Source organism: Paucibacter sp. M5-1, from assembly GCF_027498415.2.
Lineage (GTDB): Bacteria > Pseudomonadota > Gammaproteobacteria > Burkholderiales > Burkholderiaceae_C > Roseateles_E.
In genome coordinates, this window is the sequence record NZ_JAPZLM020000001.1 from 1,277,982 (window position 1) to 1,297,135 (window position 19,154).

Below are 19,154 nucleotides of genomic sequence, written 5' to 3' on the forward strand. Positions count from 1 at the left end.
CGGAATTTTCATGGCACCAATCCTGGCTCTCGATCCGGCCGGCATGAAGCTGCTGGCGGGGCAGCCGCTGGCCCGCCAGATCCATGCGCAGCTGAAGACACGCATCCTGCAAGGCCAGCTGCCGGCCGCACTGCGCCTGCCGACCACGCGCGAGCTGGCGACCGCGCTGGGGGTGTCGCGCAACACCGTGGTGCGGGCCTATGAGCAGCTGCTGGCCGAGGGCTTTCTGCAGACCCGCGTCGGCGATGGCAGCTATGTGGCCGGGCTGCCGGGCGACGCTATTGCGCAGGCCGCCGGGGTCGCAGCGCAGCAGGCCATGCCGGGCACCGCGCTGTGGCAGCATCTGCAGCGCTACAGCCAGCCCCGCATGGTCGAGGGGCCGCCGCGCGCCTTCCGCTACGGCGTGCCGGCGCTGGACCTGTTCCCGGCCGAGATCTGGGCCCGGCTGCAGGCGCGCTTCTGGCGCCGCGCCGGCCAGCAATCGCTGGGCTACTCGGACCCTGCCGGCCTGCCGCGCCTGCGCGAGATGGTGGCCCGCTACCTGAGCCATTCGCGCGGCCTGCGCTGCACGGCCGAGCAGGTGCTGATCACCGGTGGCTCTCAGCAGGCCATCGCGCTGGCCGCGCTGGCCCTGCTCGGGCCGGGTGAGCGCGCCGCGATCGAGTCGCCCGGCTACCGCGCCGCCGCTGCGGCGCTGGCCCTGCAAGGGGGTCGGGTCTTGCCGGTGCCGGTCGATGCCCAGGGCCTGCAGGTCGGCGCGCTGGAGGCGCTGGGGCCTTGCCGGCTGGCCTATGTCTCGCCCTCGCACCAGTTTCCCAGCGGCGCGGTGATGAGCTTGCAGCGGCGCCTGGACCTGCTGGCCTGGGCGCAGCGCCACGATGCCTACATCCTGGAGGACGACTACGACGGCGAGTACCGCTACACCGGCGTGCCCCTCGCGCCGCTGGCCAGCCTGGACCGCAGCGGCCGCACGCTCTATATCGGCACCTTCTCCAAGCTGCTGTTCCCGGGCCTGCGCCTGGGCTATCTGGTGGCGCCGCCGGCCTGGGCCTCGAATCTGGCCAAGCTGCGCGCACTGCTGGACCGGCATGCCTCGATCGCCGATCAGAGCGTGATGGCCGACTTCATCGAGCAAGGTCACTTCCTGCGCCATGTGCGCCGGGTGCGTCGCGCCGCCGAGCGCCGGCGCGACGCGCTGCTGGGCAGCTGGCAACAGCACTTCGGCACCGCGCTGCCGCTGGCGCCGGTCGATGCCGGCCTGCACGCGCTGCTGCCGCTGGACAGTGCCGTGCAGGAGCAGCGCCTGCATGCCCTGGCAGACGCCCAGGGCGTCGAGCTGGGCCCGCTGCGCCAGGTCGGCGCCGTGCTGCCGGCCAGCGCGCGCGCCGGCCTGCTGCTGGGTTTTGCCGGCGTGACCGAGGCACAGATCCGGTCCGCCGTCGCAACGCTGGCCCGCGCCTGGCGGTAAGGGGCGGCCCAGAAACAACAAAGCCCTCGCAGCTTGCGCTGCGGAGGCTTTTCAACTGTTGGCGGAGTCGGAGAATCAAGAAAGTAGCATTACGCCATCTCCCGCCATGCACACAGCTTTTTTCCACCGCACTTCCCACAAGGACAAGGCGACACCCGAATTGATCCGCACCGTACTGCCGCTGATCTGGCTGTTGCTATAGCTCGTACTGTTGTCAGCGCCCTGGGCCTTTGCCGGCGTTGGCGCTCGCGGTCATCATCTATACGACCAAACCTTCCAGCGTGCCTTGAAACGGGCATCAGGAGATGCTAGCGGCGGTGCTGTGGGCGCACTGGACCGATGGCAAGGAAGAGCTCGACAGCTTTGCACGGGTGACCGATGAGCCGCCCCCTGAGGTCGCGGCTGCGGGGCATTACCGCTGCATCATCCCGATCAAGCCGGAGCATCTGGATCTGTGGCTGAATCCGGACCCGAGCAAGCTCGATGAGTTGCAGGCGGTGCTGGATGATCGGGAACGGCCGTTCTATGGGCATCGCTTGGCCGCTTGATGCAAGTCGTCCTTAGGCTGGTTGCAATAGTTAATCAATGGATGCTGTGGGGCACTTCAGCACTAGATAGCGACTCCTGCGGCTTTGCACAGTCCCGCCGCCCATCCTGAGTACGTGGCGGTATTGAGCTAGGGCAATCCGCGTTAGCGAGCCTGGTTGGACGCGCTTTTCATCCCGAACTCCGACCCGCCACTCGTAGCGTCGCATCTGCCTTGCTCAGAAGCTTGCGGATCTCGCTGGCCGGCATCGGCACCCCCAAAAGGAAACCCTGGACCTCGTCGCAGGCCAGGGCACGCAGGCGATCCAGCTGCGCTTCAGTCTCGACGCCCTCCGCAACCACTTTGAGGCCCAGCGCGTGCGCCATCGAGATTACGGCCTGGACGATGGCATCGCTGTTCTCATCGGCTGGCAGGTTCCGCACAAAGCTGCGGTCGATCTTCAAGGCATCAATTGGCAGATGCCTGAGCAGGCCGAGCGATGAATAGCCGACACCGAAGTCGTCGATCGCGACGCGCACACCCATGGCGCGCATGCGGTCCAGCACCTCGGTGCTCGGGCCGACCGCCTGCAACACGCTTTCGGTGAGTTCGAGCTCGATGCAGCCGGCGATATCCTGCAGCGCATATTGCTCCAGCGCGCGCTCCACCGAGCTCACCAGGTGGTCGTAGATGACCTGGCGACCCGAAACGTTGATGGCCATCCGTACCGGCTCGAATCCGTCGTCGACCCATGCGCGCAGCTGGGCGCAGGCGCGCTGCAGCACCCAGGTGCCCAGCGCGTTGATCAGATGGGTCTGCTCCGCCATCTGGATGAAGCGATCCGGCATCAGCAGCCCCAGCATCGGGTGGCGCCAGCGCAGCAATGCCTCCACGCCCTTGAGCTTCATCGTCGTTGGATCGAACTGGGGCTGGAAGTGCAGCGCCAGTTCCTCGCGTTCCAGCGCGGCGCGCAGATCCACCTCCATGCTCAGCTGTTCGTGCACGCTGTCGCTGATTTCCGTGGTGTAGAACTCGAAGGTGCTGCGCCCGCGCTCCTTGGCCCGGTACATCGCTGCGTCGGCGGCGCGGCTCAGTTCTTCGACGCTCTGAGCGTCATCGGGGTAGAGCGCGATGCCCAGGCTGGCGGATACCACCAGTTGCCGGCCATCGATAGTTACTGGCGTAGACAGCGAGGCGATGATCTTCTGCGCTAGTGTGGCCACATCATCCACCCGGGCGATCTCCTCGACCACGACAGTGAACTCGTCGCCACCGAGCCGGCACACCACGTCCTCGGCCCGGACGGTGCGCTTGAGCCGCCGGCCGACTTCCTTCAACAGCTTGTCCCCGGCCGCATGGCCCATCGAATCATTGACAAGCTTGAACCGGTCCAGATCGATGAAGATCAGCGCGACCCGCTCGCGGTGCCGCTTGGCCCGCTCGATCGACTGCTGCATGCTGCTGGCGAAAAGCAGCCGGTTCGGCAAGCCGGTCAATGGGTCGTGGTTGGCGAGGTGGCGCAGTCGCTCTTCGGCCTGCTTGAGCCTCGTGATGTCGGTCAAGATGGAGACATAGCCCGTGATCCCGCCGGTAGCACCCCTGATCGCGCTGATGCTCTCCCAGACCGGGAACAGTTCGCCGGACTTGCGACGGTTCCAGAGCTCGCCTTGCCATTGGCCCGTGTCCTTCAGCGTCGACCAGAGCTGGCTGTAGAAGTGCTGGTCCTGGCGGCCGGACCTCTGGACGGCCGGGGTCTTGCCCAGCACCTCGTCGGCGCTGAAGCCGGTGATGGCGGTGAAGGCCTGATTGACGCGCACGATGCGGGCCTCAGCATCGGTCACGATGATGCCTTCGGAGGTGCTGTCGAACACCGCCGAGGACAGGTCGAACAGCTCGCGGCTCCTCTGCTCGCTACGCCGCAGCCGCTCATGCGAAAGGCTGAACACCGCGCCCATCGTGAGGAACACCGTCGCCGGCAGCAGCGGCGCGTGAGGTCCTTTGGTGAACTGATACTCCGGCGCAATGAAAAGGTACCAGACCAGCAGCGTCGAGACCAGGGTCGAATGAATCCCAGCCCATCGGCCGCCGAACCAGGAACTGGCGAACACCGCTGGATAGAACAGGAACCAGACATAGGGCCGGATCGCCGACCACAGGCTCCACTGCAACACCAGCGCAATCAGCGGCGGCAGCAGGCTCATTGCGACGATCCGTGCCCACTTTACGGCGCTCGGCGACCGCAACCCGTGTTTGGACCAAGCGGCCGTTCCCATCTCCACTCCTCAGCTTGGATATGGTCGAGTGCCTAGGCTGATCGATGCTCGTGCAGGTGCTGGCAGGCAGCGCAGCGCAGGGTGGCCGGTAGCAGCCTAAGACGCGGCAGCGCGATCGCTGCGCCGCAGTCGACGCAGTGGCCGTAGCTGCCGGCCGCCAGACGCGCCAGAGCGGCTTCGCTCGCGGCGAGTTCATCCAGTGCTCGTTGCTCATGTAACTCGTCAAGCTCATCGAGCTGCAGCCGGCCCGCGAGATCCTTTGTGTCGCTCGATTCCTGGCCTGCCTGCGCCAATGCGCGCGCCTGCCGGGCCCCACTCAGTTCGGAGCGCAGCACGGACAGTCGTGACTCAAGCGCCTGCCGTAGCGTGTTCAGCTGGGATTGGGTGACGATGTCCATCTGGCCTCCTGTTCGCCGCGATCCGCGCAAATCAACGGTAGCAAGGCGGCTGCCGTTCAAGGTTGAGCCGCGTCAAGACCGGCGGGTGCAGTTCAGCGATCAAACTGCGTGCCGATGCTGCGCCTGGCCAGGTCCTGCATTTCTGGAGGCGACTGAACCCACCCGCCGACGCCGAGGCCACCCGGCCTGCGCCGCCCAGGCGGCCGGCATGATGGACCATCGGCAAAGCGCTTGCGAGCTTGCGCATCATCAATGACAAGAGGCCGGGTGTGGACGAATACTGTCTTGCCGGATGCTGATCGAGCCCGGTAAGACAGGCCACTTTCTCTTGCTGATGGAGATTGATCATGAGTGCACTGACCACTAGCAGCAGCCTTTTCGACGAATTCTTGCGCGGCCTCCCCGGCGGCTTCTACCTCAAACCCCTGCACGGCGACCCCTTGCCAGCCCCCGGCAGCATCAAGATCGACGTCAAAGAAGCGGCCGAGGCCTACACCGTGCAGGCCGAATTGCCCGGGGTCGACAAGAACGACATCCAGGTCACCGTCGACCGCAACCTCGTGACATTGCGCGCCGAGATCAAGCAGTTCGACAAGAAGTCCGACAGTGAACGACTGCTGCACGAGGAGCGCTACTACGGCTCGGTGTCGCGCAGCTTCCAGCTCGGCAGCGAGATCGACGAGGCCAAGGTGAAGGCGCGCTATGAGCAGGGTGTGCTGACGCTGACGCTGCCGAAGAAGGAGACCGCAGGAAGCCGCCGTATCAACGTCGAATAGCGACGGCGCGTGCGAAGGCCTTGCCGCAACCGATTCCCGCGACGCTTTCGCTGCAGACTTGATGGCCGTCAAGCCACGTTGGACCTGCGGCTGAGACAGTCAATCCATGTTGCAGCCTTCGCTTCCAGCCGATGCCGCCCCGGTCTTCCTGGCCCGCGGCCTGAGCAAGACCTATCTCACCGGCGAGGTGGAGGTCACGGCGCTGCGCGACGTCGACCTGGAGGTGCGCCGCGGCGAGTTCATCGTGCTGCTGGGGCCCTCGGGCAGCGGCAAGTCCACGCTGTTGAACATCCTCGGCGGCCTGGACGTGCCGACGCGCGGCGAGCTCCGCTTCGGCGATCAGTTGCTCAGCGGTGCCGACGAGGCCACGCTGACGGCCTACCGGCGCAAGCATGTCGGTTTCGTCTTCCAGTTCTACAACCTGATCCCCAGCCTGACGGTGCGCGAGAACCTTGCACTCGTGACCGACATCGCGGCCGACCCGATGCCGATCGACGAGGCCGTCGAGCTGGTCGGTCTGACGCCGCGGCGCGACCACTTCCCGGCCCAGCTCTCTGGCGGCGAGCAGCAGCGCGTGGCGATCGCGCGCGCCATCGTCAAGCGGCCCGATGTGCTGCTGTGCGATGAGCCGACCGGCGCGCTGGACTACCAGACCGGCAAGCTGGTGCTGGAAGTGATCGCGGGCATCAACGCCGACCTCGGCACCACGGCCATCGTGATCACGCACAACGCGGCCATCGCCGGCATGGCCGACCGCATCGTGCATCTGGGCGACGGGCGTATCCAGAAGGTGGTGCGTAATGCCCAGCGCATCCGGGCCTCGGAGCTGTCCTGGTGAAGGCGCTGGACCGTAAGCTCTTGCGCGACCTGCGCCTGATGTGGAGCCAGGCGCTGACGATTGCGCTGGTCGTGGCCAGCGGCATCGGCGGCTTCATCACCAGCCTGTCGGCGGTCGACTCGCTGGCGCAGGCGCGCGACGACTTCTATGCTCAGGGGCGCTTCGCCGATGTCTTTGCTAGCCTCAAGCGCGCGCCAAATGCGCTGGTCGCGCAGCTGCGCGAGCTGCCCGGCGTCGCCGACGTGCAGCCAAGCACCGAATTCGGCGTGCGGGTGGACCTGCCCGGGCTGTCGGACCCCATCGTCGGCCAGTTGATCGGCATCGACCCCCTCAACGGCATGCGCATGAACCGGGTCAGCGTGCGCCTTGGCGGCGGGCTGCCGCGCGACGCCGCATCGGACGGCAGCATCCCGGCCCTGGTGTCCGAGGCCTTCGCCACCGCCCATGGGCTCAGGCCCGGCGCGCGCATCGGCGCGCTGATCAACGGCCGGCGCCGCACGCTGGTGATGGTCGGGACGGCGCTGTCGCCCGAGTACATCTTTGCCGGCCTGTGGGGCATGCCGGACCAGCGCAGCTTCGGCGTATTCTGGGTCGACCGCCGCGTGCTCGATGCGGCCTACGACATGGAAGGCGCGTTCAACCATGTGGCGATCAAACTCGCGCCGCAGGCCGAGGAACGCGCAGTGATTGATGCCGTGACGGAGCGCCTGACGCGCTACGGCGCCCAGCAGGCCATCGGCCGCGAGCACCAGAGCTCGCATCTGATGCTGGACAACGAGATCAAGGAGCAGCGTGTGCTCGGCACTGTGCTGCCGACGATCTTCCTGGGCGTGGCGGCCTTCCTGCTGAATGTGGTCGTGTCGCGACTGGTGGCCACGCAGCGCGAGCAGATCGCGGCAATGAAGGCCTTGGGCTATGCCAACCGCGCGATGGCCGCTCACTACCTGAAGCTGGTCATACTGATCGTCGGCGTGGGCTTCCTGCTGGGCGTGGGACTGGGCAAGGTGCTGGGCACGCTATTGACCGGGCTCTATGCGGACTTCTTCCGCTTCCCGCGCTTCGAGCACCATATCGCGCCGGAGCTGCTGGCGATCGGCCTGTCGCTGACCCTCGGGACTGCGGTGCTGGGCACGCTCAACACCATTGCCGCCACCGTGCGGCTGGCCCCGGCCGAGGCGATGCGCCCGCCGGCGCCTGGCCGCTATCGGCGCACGCTGCTGGAGCGGCTGGGCGTCCGCGGCATCGCGCCCGCTCTGCGCATGATCCTGCGCAATATCGAGCGCCAGCCCTGGCGCACCGGCCTGTCGATCGCCGGCATGGCGGCAGCGGTGGCCATCGTCGTGCTGGGCAACTTCTTTCGCGATGCGATCGAGGTCATCGTCGACCGGCAGTTCAACCTGTCGCTGCGCAGCGACGTGACGGTGTGGGCCGCCGATCCGCTGACCGACAGCGCGCGGCTCGAGCTGGCGCGGCTACCGGGCGTGACGGCAGTCGAGTCGACCCGTTTCGTCAACGTGAACCTCGTCAATGGGCCGCGCCGCGAGCGCACGCTGATACGCGGCTATCCGGCCGCGCCGCAGCTGTATCGCATCATCGATGCCGATGCACGCGAGACCCGGCCCGACGGCGTCGGCCTGGTTCTGACCGACCGCCTCGCCGACAAACTGGCGCTGCGACCGGGCGACCGTGTGCGCGTGGAGGTGCTGGAAGGGCGCGGGCGCGTCTTCGAGGCCGTGGTGGACAAGACCGTGCAGGAGATGATGGGCCTGAACGCCTACATGGAGCGGCGTGCTCTGAACCGCGCGCTCGGCGAGGACGATGTCAGCACCGGCTTCGTGCTGGGCCTGGAGCGCGGTTCGGAGGCGCGCCTGCTCGATGCGACGCGCGGCCTGCCACGCGTCGCCGGCGCCTTTAGCAAGGCCTCGATGCTGCGCAATATGCAGGAGCTGAGCGCGCGCAATATCCGCATCATGAGCACCATCATGACCGCGTTCGCCGCGGTGATCGCGGTGGGCGTTGTCTACAACAACGCACGCATCGCGCTGGCCGAGCGCAGTTGGGAGCTGGCCAGCCTGCGCGTGTTGGGCTTCACGCGCGCTGAGGTTTCCGGGCTGCTGCTGGGCGAGCTGGGCCTGGCAATCGCCGTCGCGATACCGCTGGGTATGGTGCTGGGCTGGACCCTGGTGCACGGCGTCGCGGGCCTACTGGCCTCGGATCAGTTTTTCTTTCCGGTGCTGATCAGGCCGCGCACCTATGGCTGGGCGGCGCTGGCGGTGCTGGCGGCTGCGGGCGCCAGCGCGCTGGTGGTCCGGCGGCGCATCGACCGGCTGGACATGGTGTCGGCGCTGAAGACAAGGGAATGAGGAGCTTTGTGTGAATCGCAGGACTTGGATCTATTCGGCTGGCGCTGTTGTGGCTCTGGCGCTGCTGGCTGCCTGGGCCTTCGCGCCACGTGCGGTCGAGGTGGAGTTGGCACCGGTGACGCAAGGCCGCTTCGAACTGCTGGTCGAGGAGGAAGGCAAGACCCGACTGGCCGATCGCTATGTGGTCTCGGCGCCGCTGGCCGGACGCCTGTCGCGGATCACGCTGCGTGAGGGCGATGCGGTGGCCGAGAACGCCAGCGTGGCGCTGCTGACGCCCTCGCTGCCGGCGATGCTCGACGAGCGCAGCACGAGCGAGCTGCGCGCCCGGCTCGGGGCCGCGCAGTCCGGCGCGCAAGCGGCGACAGCCCGCCTTGCTCGCGCGCGCATGACGCTGGAGCAGGCGCAGGGCGAGGCGCGCCGCAGCGAGCTGCTGGCCCAGCAAAGCTTCATCACCGCGACGCGGCTGGAGAGCGATCAGCTGGCCGCCAGGGCGGCACAAAAGGAAGTCGAGGCCGCCACCGCAGAGCAGCAGGTGGCGATGCACGAGATCGAGCAGTCACGTGCGGCGCTGAGTCTGCTGCGGCAAGGCAGTGGTGGCAATGGCTTCCCGGTCCGCTCGCCGATCGCGGGCCAGGTGTTGCGCGTGCTGCAGGCCAGCGAGGCCAATGTCGTGGCCGGCACGCCGCTGCTGGAGCTGGGCGATATCGGACGGCTGGAAATCGTTGCCGAGCTGCTAACCACCGACGCGCTGGCCGCACGACCCGGCAGCCTGGTGCGCATCGAACACTGGGGCGGTTCCGGCCAGTTGCTCGGCCATGTGCGCCGGGTCGAGCCCTCGGCCTTCACCAAGGTGTCAGCACTCGGTGTCGAAGAGCAGCGCGTGCGGGTGCTGGTCAGCATCGACAGCCCGCGCGAGCAGTGGCAGGCGCTGGGCGATGGCTTCCGTGTCGGTGTGCGCATCGTCACGCTGGCGCAGGACGAGGCGCTGCAGGTGCCGGTCAGCGCGGTGTTCCCGCTGCCGGCCAAGGACGACCGGGCTGCACCCGCCTATGCGGTCTTCGTCGCCGATGGCGCGCGGGCGCGGCTCGCGCCGGTGGAACTGGCGGCGCGCAATGGCAGCTCGGCCTGGCTGCGTGCCGGCGTGGGCGCCGGCTCCCGGGTGATCGTCTATCCGGGCGCCGCGGTTGCCGATGGCGCGCGGATACGCGAGCGCAAGGTCTGAGGCCCTATCTGGCCTCGGGCTCGGCATCACGCACCATCAGCACCGGCACCGCACTATTGCGCAGCACCAGCTCGGCGTCGCTGCCCATGAGGAGGCGGTTCACGCCGCGGCGTCCGTGCGTGCCCATCACGATCAGGTCGCAACCCTGCTTGGCCGCTTCCTCGACGATCACATGGGCGGCACGCTCACCGATGGCTTCGCGCAGCTGACAGGCCACCGGCAGCCCCTGTGCCTCAGCCTGCTGCGCCGCCTTGGCGATCAGTTCCTTGCCCTGGCTGCGCAGCAGGTCCATCGACTGCAGGAAGGCGACTGCGGCGGCGCGCTCGTCGAACATCGGATAGGCATCGATCACATGCAGAAGGCTCAGGCGCGAGCCCAGGCTGCGCGCCAGGCTGATCGCCTCACGCAAGCCGCGTTCGGAAGTGCGGCTGCCGTCCAGCGGCACGAGTATCTGCTTGTACATAGGGATCCCCAGCCGGCTGTCGCCTCAGTGTTGATCCCTGCATATTCAGTGACTTGCGGCTGGCAATGCTTGCGCCGCGTCAAGCCAACCCGACGGGTCGCGGGGCTGACTTGATGCAGATCACCTCGGCATGCTGCCGGTCACGCTGTTGCTGGGGCAGATCGGCTTGAACATCCTTTTCAACATACCGGCCAGATCCGGTCACTGGCCACGCAGCTCTGCGGCAGCTTCATGCGCTCTGCGCACGCAAGCCCAGTCATCCTCTCCGCCGTCTTCAAGCAGCATGGCCGGGGCAAAAAAAACCGACTCAGAAGAGTCGGTCATTGCGGGGAGCCGCTGGTTCAGTAGCGACCACCGCCGTAGCCGCCCGTGCCGTAGCCAATATCCGAACGCTTGGCTGCGGTGTACCCACCTGCGCTGTAACCGTTCGAATCTGTGCTTGCTTCGCGGGGGCGGGCCAGCGTCACGACGATCGAGCGTCCATCCACGGTCATGCCATGCAGGGCCGAGATAGCGGCCTGGGCAACTTCCGCAGAAGCCATTTCCACAAACCCAAAGCCCTTGGAACTGCCGGTTTGGCGGTCCATCATGACTTTGGCAGAAGACACGCTGCCGAACTCGGCAAAGTTGCTCTTCAAGCTGGAATCGGTCACTGAGTAGGGCAGGTTACCCACGTAGATCTTGCTGCTCATGGACGAGCCTTTCTTAGTACTGGCGCACCTTCAGGATGCGAATCTCGAATCTGCGAATGAGGCATCCGCAGCGAGTAGGACCTTTGGACTGGATCTGGCGGGACCAAATCGTCAGCACACTGGGGGGTGCGGCATGCACGCCTGCAACCAGCCCTGAGTGACGGCGAACAACCGAGCAGCGTCGTTAGAGGCAAAGGTTGTTTCGAAGCGGAACACACGGCGGTGACGGCCGTTGTCCTGAGCACGGCGAACCGAGAAAGAGGCGCGAAAGCGGCCACAGTCGGTCGGGTGTGTCGCGGGCGAGACGACGTACTTGCCCATGGGAATGGCGTTGTTTGAAATGTTCTTCAATCAGTATTGCAGGCTTGAATCGCCCGACGGGAGCATTCTTGAACTCGGTTAGCGGCTGCTGTGCCGGCCAAAAATGCACTGGTCGCAATCAGCTTCCGACTGGCGTCAATCGCCAGTCAAAGGAAACATGTCGCGGACGCTTTCATTATACCTTTTACGCCTATTGAATTAGATCTATATTTCTTCGGGTGCTGAGCCATGGGTTGCGGTTCAGTTTTTCCGACACCGTTCGCCATAAGCCAGCTGCACAAGCGTGCCGAACCGCGGCTCTCCTCCCCTCGCCGCCAGGCGAGCAACTGATCGCTGCAAGGCTGGTCAAGCTTGGGCGCCGATGCAGGACTCGTAGGCGATGTTTGAGCTCTACTCATTGCTCGGTTCAGGCGGGATCAAGGTGAATTGCGTGCTTTGGAAAGCCATGCTTTCGAGCACCCGGGACAGGAAGCATGACTGTGAACGCGCTACCCAACCCTGGTCCGGCGCTTCTAGCGGCGACCCTTCCGCCGTGAGCCTCTGCAAGTTCGCGCACCAGTGACAAGCCGATACCCAGGCCACTGCCGTCACACCGTAAGGCGAGGTCCGTTTGCACGAACGGATCGAATATCTTGCCAAGGCTGTCCGTCGGGATGCCGATCCCGTTGTCCGACACCGTCATCTGGATCCAGTCTGCACACAGCATGACCGACATTGAAATCTTGCCGCCTCGCGGTGTGTACTTGGATGCGTTGCTCAGCAGGTTTCCAATCATCTGCAAGAGGCGAATCGGATCGCCGTGCACATGAAGACCCGGCTCGGCGGGGAGATGCAACGCGAGATGCTGTGCACGCAGGGCTGCGCTAGGGCGGCATGCACCAATAGCCCGGGTAATCAATTCCGCCAGGTCCACGTCGACGCATTGCAAGCGGATCTTTCCGTGGTCAGCGCGGGCTTTGTCCAGCAAGTCGCCGATCACTCGAGACATGACGTCGATTTGTTGCTCAATCGAAAGCCTTAGGCGGGACAACCGCACGGCATCAAGATTGCCTGCATTGAGTTGTGCTGCCGCCAAGCGTAGGGGTAGCAACGAATTTCGCAACTCGTGCGCCACAAGTTCAAGGATGCCGACCCGAGGCCTTTGGTCCCTGCCGACAGGTCGCGGAATCGCGTGATGGCGCCGAAGGCGCTTCCCCCAAGCTCCTGCCCGCAGCAACTGCAAGTGATGGTTCGCCTCAGTGGTCCGGTTCGTGGTTGGGTGCAGGTGCATATGAGTATCCTCGGTTGCGGATGTTGAGTTCAGCACTGCGCCGAAACCAAACAGGCGTGTCGCGGTCGGCGGTTCACTGCTGAACTCCCGAGCATCAAGTCCGGCATGAGCCGCTCGTATTCATTTCTCACGACGGCATAGCATTCACAGCTTTGTCGCGCCAAACCCGGACGATCGATCACCTTGATTCGCCCGCGAAAATACCGAATCAGTCCCGCTGCTTGCAATTTCAATGCAGCATTTGTCACCCCTTCGCGGCGAACGCCGAGCATTTGGGCGATCAGCTCTTGGGTCATGACCAATTCGTTGCTCTGAAGGCGGTCCAGACTCAGCAAGATGAAGCGACACAGTCGCTCGAACAAGGAGTGATGACGGTTGCACACGATGGTTTGGGACATCTGTGCGATCAGCGCCTGGGTGTAGCCGAGCATTTCCCGCGTTACCTTCCGGTTTCGATTGAAGGCCTCGTTGAGGGCTGCCGCACTGAGCCGAAGACCAAGCCCCGCGCTCAGCACAACGGCACAATCCGGTGCGCAGCCTCCTCCCATGAAGACCGACACGCCGACGACACCATCGTTGCCGACCAAGGCAACTTCCGTCGATGCGCCGTTTTCCAGCGGAATCACCAAGGCAACCATGGCCGTGGTCGGAAAGTATGCATAGCTCGGCGTCTGACCGACTTCATAGAGGACGCGGTTCTGGGTCAGCTCGACAGGCTCGAGAAGCGGCAGCCAACGTTGGAACTCATCGTCCGGTAACGCAGCCAGCAGATGGTTCATCAGGGCGGTGGAGGCATCAATGGTCATGCTGGACTTTCGTGGTTCGGCCGGGTCAAGCGGGCGACCTGTGCGTCGCCACTACAGACCCAGCGTATTGGATCGCGGGCGCCGCCAGTGTTCGGTACCGTACGCAGCAAGTTCGCAGTGCAGGGCATTCACCAGTTCGTTGATCTGGCGCAAGTCCCATCGAAGGTCTGCATGAATTTCGTCTGAGAACGAACAGACTCAAGCCTCGACGGGTTCCGGAAACATTCGGCACGGATGCGCGACTCCGGCGCAGACCCACTGTCCATGAAAAACACACATGCGTAACCATGAGCAAATGGTCCGCACAGCCAGGAAAGCACAACATGAAACCATCGCGCCGACACGCAGAGCAACACCGCACCGACCGGATTGGCTGGCTGCGCGCCGCCGTGCTGGGAGCCAACGACGGCATCGTCTCAACGGGAAGCCTGTTGGTCGGCGTGGCTGCAGCGAGCACCACCCAGAGCAACGTCCTGTTGACGGGTGTGGCAGGCCTGGTGGCTGGGGCCATGTCAATGGCGGCGGGCGAATATGTCTCGGTCCATTCTCAATCGGATACCGAAAAGGCTGACCTGTCACGCGAACAGGCCGAGCTCAAGGCAGCCCCTGCAGCAGAGCGTCGCGAGCTGGCGGAGATCTATCGCGCCCGCGGACTCGACCCCGCACTGGCGGAAGAGGTTGCCGAGCAGTTGATGGCGCATGACACCTTGGGCGCCCATGCCCGCGACGAGCTCGGAATCTCCAATGCGCTCAGCGCGCGACCCGTGCAAGCCGCGCTGGCTTCGGCCGGGAGCTTTGCCGTGGGGGCCGCACTGCCGCTCGCGGTCACCTTCATGGCCCCCGCGCAGTCGCTGATCTATTGGGTTGCCGCCACATCCATCGTCTTTCTGGCTGCGCTGGGCGGCGTGGCCGCCAAGGCCGGCGGTGCCGGAGTGCTGAGGGGAGCGTGGCGGGTCACCTTCTGGGGTGTACTGGCCATGGCAATCACTGCAGGCGCGGGAGCCTTGTTCGGTGCGGTCGCCTCAACCGTTCAAAGGCCGCTGCATACCGCAGGCGATCTTGCGGTTCAGCGCGAACTTCTGCTTGAGTCGAGCCGATCGCATTCGCGCTTGACCACCTGGTAGCACTCGCAGCTGGTCTTCTTCAGCGCCGCGCGATCCACGAGCTGGATTCGCCCTTCTCGATAGTCGATGGCCCCGCTGGCACCCAGCGCTGTTGCCACAGCCGTGACCTCTTCACTCTTCACGCCGAGCATCTTCGAGATGAGCTTCTGTGTCATCACCATCTCGGTGCCGATGAGGCGATCAAAGCTCATCAGAAGCCAGCGGCTGAATTGCTGGTTCAGCGTGTGATGCCGAATGCAGGCCGCGGTCTGGGTCATCTGCGTCACGAGCGATTGCGTGTACAGGGGCACCGGCCGCAGCGCTTCGCCGCCACGAGCAACCTGCGCCGCCAGTTCGCTAGCCGGGAGGCGGTAGTTCATGCCCGCACTTTGCACGACCGCTCGGATGGTTGTCGAGTTGCCACCCATGAAGACGGTGATGCCCAGCATGCCGTCGTTGCCCACGAGAGCAATCTCGGCCGAGCCACCATCGTTCGCCGGACGGCCAGCGCATTGCCTTCGTGGGTCGTGTCGGCAGCGAGTACGACATCCACTCGCGCGACACGAGCGGCTCAGGCCCGGTCACGCTCATCGCCAATCCTGGAGCAGACCGTAACCCTGCCTGGCTCAAGCGCACCTCTTCTTGAGCAGCAAAATCCCGCCGCCATCTCGGTTTCTCGCGACAAACCACACCGCCAGCTTTGCCGCAGCTCGAGCCCGCCTACCGAGCCTCCAGCTCCAGCCTATCTAAGCGCTCACGCACGGCCAACCCATGCCAGGCAGCCACAGCTCGCGCGAAGCCGACGTTGTCGTCCATCTTGAACACCCCGCCAATCGGCGCCAGCGCGAGCGTCTACATCGCAGGCATTCCTGAAGGCGGCCGTGAGCCCGCCTGCCCCAGCCTCTTCGCCTGCCACCCCGGCAACGCGCATGCACATGACAGTCTCGGGTCCCTCCTTGCCCACCCGCGACTTTCCTACCGTTTACGCGCAATAACCCACGCAAATCACCGCCCGCGCGCCGCCGAGACCCGTCGCATTCGTAGGCTGACTGCTACATTTGTCCTAGACAAACAATTGACAACAACTGGACGGCGTTGGTTCTTCTTTGTCTCAACCTGTTGCGATCGATCGCCATCTTGCGACTTCGTGGTCCCAGGACAACTGGATATGAGGCTATTTCTATGAAATTCGACCAAATGACGGTGGGCAAGCGCCTCAACCTCGGGTTTGGACTGGTGCTTTTAATCCTGGTGATCGTCGCGACGGTGGCCTTGGTCAAGGTGAACGCGATCACCGTGGCCTTGCATGCCAACAGCGATGTGCATGCACCCATCCAGCGTTTCGCAATCAATTTCCGGGGTTCGGCGCACGACCGGGCCATCGCGGTACGCGATGTGGTGCTGGGTTCCGACCCCGCCGAACGGCAAAAAGAGGTGGCAGCCATTGACGCGCTGGCCAAGTTCTATGCGGAATCCGCCAAGCCCTTGGAGGCCCTCGTCGCCAAGAGCGAAGACAAGCAGGAGCTTGACAAGCTGTATGCCGCGATCAAGGACATCGAGGCCAAGGCCGTAGCGACCACACAGTCCATCGTCAAACTGGTGGATTCTGGTGACACCGCCGGCGCGCAGAGCTTGCTCTGGTCAGAGGCGAAACCCCAATACGTGCAGTGGCTGGCTGCGGTCAATCAGCTGATCGACTACGAAGAAAGCCGTATCCAAACGCAGAACAAGATCGCGCTGGACCAGGCCGACGGCTTCCTGACCGTGATGCTGACAGCACTGGTCCTGTCGCTGTTGTGCGGAGTGGCGCTGGCCTGGACGATCTCACGGAGCATTGTGAGACAGTTGGGCGCTGAGCCCCGAGCCCTGGGAGACGCGGCACGGCGCGTGGCCGGGGGCGATCTCGGCCCAGTACCGGGAGTCTTGCAAGCCCCCGCCGACAGCGTGCTTGCCTCTTTGGGCGGGATGCGTGAGAGCCTGGCCGGCATCGTTGCCCAGGTTCGGCAAGCCTCCGACTCCATCGCCACCGGGTCCGCAGAGATCGCGACAGGCAATGCCGATTTGTCCAACCGGACCGAGCAGCAGGCGGCAAGCCTGCAACAAACCGCCTCCTCGATGAGCGAGATGAACGTCGCAGTCAAGCAAAACGCCGACACCGCACGGCAGGCGACGCAACTCGCCGCGTCCGCCAGCGCTGCTGCGGCCAAGGGGGGTCAGGTGGTGGGCCAGGTCGTGGCGACCATGGACGACATCAGCGCCAGCTCGAAGAAGATCGCCGACATCATCGGCGTCATCGATGGGATTGCCTTCCAGACCAACATCCTGGCCCTCAACGCCGCCGTTGAAGCGGCCCGGGCTGGTGAGCAAGGACGAGGCTTCGCCGTCGTCGCCTCCGAGGTGCGCAGCTTGGCCCAGCGCAGCGCGGAGGCCGCCAAGGAGATCAAAACGCTGATTGGCGCCAGCGTCGTCAAGGTCGAGGCTGGCACTCGGCTCGTCAGTGATGCCGGCGCCACCATGGATGACATCGTCAGCCAAGTTCGGAACGTATCGGACCTGATCAACGAAATCGGTGCCTCGACGCAGGAGCAGACCGACGGCATCGGCAGAGTCAGCGGGGCTGTCACCGAGCTGGACCGCAGCACGCAGCAAAATGCAGCCCTCGTCGAACAAAGCGCGGCAGCCGCCGAAAGTCTCAAGCAGCAGGCCAGCCGGTTGGCCGAGGTGGTGCGCGTCTTCCGGCAGGATCAGCAAGAGACCGCTCGATAAGGCGTCATCCAGCCGGCGGCATGCATTCACCGGCCGGATGCGCAGCGGCGGTCCCGCCACCGCCCCTGCCGGCGCAACCTCGCCGGTCTAGCTGGCGGGGCCGCTTGCCGGGATCTGCGGCGCTGGGGGCACCGCCCTGCTCATGCCCGGAGAACGGCTTCCAGTCCGATCCCTCAAAAGCTGCCCACCCTGAACTCGTTCCGATGATGACCCTTGGCTTCATAGTCGGCCAGCCATCTCGCCGCCCGCCCCCGGCCACTCCAGGTGTTTTCCGGGTTCGCCGGATCTCGGTAGAGAACTTGCAATGAGCCATTCCTCGCAGCGCGATTGCCAGGAATGGCCGGACCCACATAGGGCCGCAGAGCGCCCATCGCTTCCGCCACCGAGAATCCGGCCGCTTGTACCTTCTTGGCAAACCCATCTGCCAGGACTTTCAGCTCCTCGCCGCGCTTGTCCTCTATCTCTCGATCCAGCTTCGCCCGCAGAGCAAGCAGTTCTGCGTAGGACAGCCTTCCAACATCAACTTCCGTCATGCATCTCTCAATGGCACCGCCGGGCAGCGGCGCGCAATAGTACGCTGCTGCGCAGTGCTTTGAACGAGCTGCCCGAGCCCAGGACACTTGATGGCTGAGCCGGTCCGGCAAGGTAAAACGCTGACGCAAACTGCATCGCAGACCATCTTGCAAGATCTCAACTCGCGCTTGCCACTGGTCCGGACACCAAGTGCGGCCTATGGCTCCTCAATATTGGGGACCACAGCTCGAAGTGGGTATGCAACTCTTGACTGAAGATTGAGAACCGCGCCGTTGGCGTGCTGGTCCCCTCGTGGGGTCAATGCCTGCACCGGACGAGGAGGCGACGTGATGGTCATTCCCAAGAGGCTGTTCTCACGAAGGCACAAGGATGGTACCGAGCCTGCCAAAGCTGATGCTGCGAACCAGCCGAGCGGGACGGACCGCTTCTTGATCAGCAGCCACATACTGGAGTGGGTCAAGGTATTGCTGCCGCTTGTGCTGTCCTGGCCGGTCGTTGTCCTGCTCATGGTGCTGGCCCTCCGCCAGCCGATCACGACCGTGATGCAACGCTTCGCAGACGCCGAGAGCGGCCAAGTGGAACTGCCTGGTGGCGTGAAAGTGGCAATGGGCAAGAAGGTATTGCCGCCGCAATACCGGGCATCGGAAGTAGCCGCTGCGGAAGCAAAGGCTTCGCATGAAGTCATCGATTTATCGGCCAGCATTGGCCCCATCGCCGACTCAGGACCCGAGGGGGCGACAGTCGGATTCGTGCTGAAGTACGCGGTACAGGCTGCGGCAGGAAAGCTGGGCGAAACGACGACAGCAATCTCCGCGCAGGGCATCTATAGCCTGTCCAAGGAGTACGACGAATGGCCAGGAACGGACTATGACGGAAGCTCCTTGAGTGGGGGCATAAAGGCGATCGCCAAAGTCGGCGTCTACAGCGAAGCAGACTGGCCGTATGGGGCGAAGAAACCTACGAGCGCCGCTGCCAAGCCGCTGTTTAAAGTGAGGGCCCGACGCCTTGCGGCCGTCGCCGACATTCTGAAAGAGCTTCGCCAGGGCAATGTGGTTCCGCTGTGCGTAAGCATGACGTCGGCGTTTGACACGCCGGGCCCAAAGGGGCTCATCACAATCAAACTCCCGCTTGAGCCGACCGGCGGATCGTGCCTCGCAATCGTCGGCTACGAGGCGGCTACAGCTGAGTTTCGTTTCGCCAACCACTGGGGTTCCCAGTGGGCAGACCAGGGATTCGGCCGAATCAAGGACACGGATCTAAAGCAGATCTTGACGGAGGCGTATGTACTGCTGCCTTGAGCGTTCGTGACGCGGCAGCACCGCTGACCCGGAGTTG

Annotated in this window: 18 protein-coding genes and 1 pseudogene; 9 read left to right on the top strand and 10 right to left on the bottom strand. The window is 64.7% G+C overall.

All coding sequences use genetic code 11. From position 1 onward, the window contains the following. Positions 1–10: 10 nt before the first annotated feature. Together pdxR and O5M90_RS05870 are read left to right on the top strand one after the other, a co-directional pair. Positions 11–1,468 carry a MocR-like pyridoxine biosynthesis transcription factor PdxR gene (pdxR, locus tag O5M90_RS05865; RefSeq protein WP_269840330.1) on the top strand — a complete coding sequence of 486 codons (1,458 nt, stop codon included), beginning with the start codon at positions 11–13 and terminating at the stop codon, positions 1,466–1,468. Between the two features lie 299 nt (positions 1,469–1,767). After that, a pseudogene (locus O5M90_RS05870) lies at positions 1,768–2,016 on the top strand (SOS response-associated peptidase family protein); the annotation flags it as partial. A gap of 169 nt (positions 2,017–2,185) precedes the next feature. Here O5M90_RS05870 and O5M90_RS05875 read toward each other — a convergent pair. From O5M90_RS05875 to O5M90_RS05885, 3 genes are read right to left on the bottom strand one after another with little or no spacing between them, the layout of a single operon-like run. Further along, positions 2,186–4,267 (bottom strand): putative bifunctional diguanylate cyclase/phosphodiesterase, encoded by a 2,082-nt coding sequence (locus O5M90_RS05875; RefSeq protein ID WP_269840331.1) that lies wholly within the window; start codon positions 4,265–4,267, stop codon positions 2,186–2,188. Positions 4,268–4,299: 32 nt separating this feature from the next. Continuing rightward, positions 4,300–4,665 (bottom strand): TraR/DksA family transcriptional regulator, encoded by a 366-nt coding sequence (locus O5M90_RS05880; protein WP_269840332.1) that lies wholly within the window; start codon positions 4,663–4,665, stop codon positions 4,300–4,302. 31 nt (positions 4,666–4,696) lie between these two features. Further along, positions 4,697–5,014: a hypothetical protein gene (locus tag O5M90_RS05885; RefSeq protein WP_269840333.1), complete on the bottom strand. Its 318-nt coding sequence runs from the start codon at positions 5,012–5,014 to the stop codon at positions 4,697–4,699. Between O5M90_RS05885 and O5M90_RS05890 the strand changes: the two genes are divergently transcribed. The 4 genes from O5M90_RS05890 (at position 5,013) to O5M90_RS05905 (ending at position 9,864) form a co-directional block, all read left to right on the top strand. Beyond that, positions 5,013–5,441 (top strand): Hsp20/alpha crystallin family protein, encoded by a 429-nt coding sequence (locus O5M90_RS05890; RefSeq protein WP_262970420.1) that lies wholly within the window; start codon positions 5,013–5,015, stop codon positions 5,439–5,441. The genes O5M90_RS05885 and O5M90_RS05890 overlap by 2 nt on opposite strands. Before the next feature lie 106 nt (positions 5,442–5,547). Next, the gene (locus tag O5M90_RS05895; protein ID WP_269840334.1) at positions 5,548–6,279 is read left to right on the top strand and encodes an ABC transporter ATP-binding protein; all 732 of its coding nucleotides are present in this window, start codon (positions 5,548–5,550) and stop codon (positions 6,277–6,279) included. Further along, positions 6,276–8,642, top strand: coding sequence for an ABC transporter permease (locus O5M90_RS05900; RefSeq protein WP_269840335.1), 2,367 nt, complete (start codon positions 6,276–6,278; stop codon positions 8,640–8,642). Before O5M90_RS05895 ends, O5M90_RS05900 begins: the two co-directional genes overlap by 4 nt. Before the next feature lie 10 nt (positions 8,643–8,652). Then, entirely contained in the window at positions 8,653–9,864 is a 1,212-nt protein-coding gene (locus tag O5M90_RS05905) for an efflux RND transporter periplasmic adaptor subunit (RefSeq protein WP_269840336.1), read from the top strand. 4 nt (positions 9,865–9,868) lie between these two features. Here O5M90_RS05905 and O5M90_RS05910 read toward each other — a convergent pair whose 3' ends face one another. From O5M90_RS05910 to O5M90_RS05930, 5 genes are all read right to left on the bottom strand, one after another. Then, a complete protein-coding gene (locus tag O5M90_RS05910) occupies positions 9,869–10,327 on the bottom strand; it encodes a universal stress protein (RefSeq protein WP_269840337.1) in 459 nt (152 codons plus the stop codon). Positions 10,328–10,668: 341 nt separating this feature from the next. Beyond that, the gene (locus O5M90_RS05915) at positions 10,669–11,019 is read right to left on the bottom strand and encodes an RNA recognition motif domain-containing protein (protein ID WP_269840338.1); all 351 of its coding nucleotides are present in this window, start codon (positions 11,017–11,019) and stop codon (positions 10,669–10,671) included. A gap of 111 nt (positions 11,020–11,130) precedes the next feature. After that, positions 11,131–11,340: a hypothetical protein gene (locus O5M90_RS05920; protein WP_262968550.1), complete on the bottom strand. Its 210-nt coding sequence runs from the start codon at positions 11,338–11,340 to the stop codon at positions 11,131–11,133. A 406-nt stretch (positions 11,341–11,746) separates the two neighbouring features. Further along, positions 11,747–12,415 (bottom strand): sensor histidine kinase, encoded by a 669-nt coding sequence (locus O5M90_RS05925; RefSeq protein ID WP_269840339.1) that lies wholly within the window; start codon positions 12,413–12,415, stop codon positions 11,747–11,749. A 224-nt stretch (positions 12,416–12,639) separates the two neighbouring features. After that, the gene (locus tag O5M90_RS05930) at positions 12,640–13,416 is read right to left on the bottom strand and encodes a Crp/Fnr family transcriptional regulator (RefSeq protein ID WP_269840340.1); all 777 of its coding nucleotides are present in this window, start codon (positions 13,414–13,416) and stop codon (positions 12,640–12,642) included. Between the two features lie 287 nt (positions 13,417–13,703). Here O5M90_RS05930 and O5M90_RS05935 point away from each other — a divergent pair, with 287 nt between their 5' ends. Next, entirely contained in the window at positions 13,704–14,540 is an 837-nt protein-coding gene (locus O5M90_RS05935; protein ID WP_440401869.1) for a VIT1/CCC1 transporter family protein, read from the top strand. Here the strand turns inward: O5M90_RS05935 and O5M90_RS05940 are convergent. Continuing rightward, positions 14,483–14,968, bottom strand: a complete 486-nt coding sequence (locus O5M90_RS05940; RefSeq protein WP_440401871.1) for a Crp/Fnr family transcriptional regulator — start codon at positions 14,966–14,968, stop codon at positions 14,483–14,485. The genes O5M90_RS05935 and O5M90_RS05940 overlap by 58 nt on opposite strands. Positions 14,969–15,701: 733 nt before the next feature. Between O5M90_RS05940 and O5M90_RS05945 the strand changes: the two genes are divergently transcribed. Next, on the top strand, positions 15,702–17,285 hold the full coding sequence (locus tag O5M90_RS05945) for a methyl-accepting chemotaxis protein (RefSeq protein WP_269840342.1): 1,584 nt from the start codon (positions 15,702–15,704) through the stop codon (positions 17,283–17,285). A 173-nt stretch (positions 17,286–17,458) separates the two neighbouring features. On the opposite strand, the gene O5M90_RS05950 is transcribed toward O5M90_RS05945, so the two are convergent. Further along, complete coding sequence (locus tag O5M90_RS05950; RefSeq protein WP_269840343.1) at positions 17,459–17,818, bottom strand: H-NS histone family protein; 360 nt, start codon at positions 17,816–17,818, stop codon at positions 17,459–17,461. 330 nt (positions 17,819–18,148) lie between these two features. Between O5M90_RS05950 and O5M90_RS05955 the strand changes: the two genes are divergently transcribed. Next, positions 18,149–19,117 (top strand): C1 family peptidase, encoded by a 969-nt coding sequence (locus O5M90_RS05955; protein WP_269840344.1) that lies wholly within the window; start codon positions 18,149–18,151, stop codon positions 19,115–19,117. Positions 19,118–19,154: the final 37 nt, after the last annotated feature.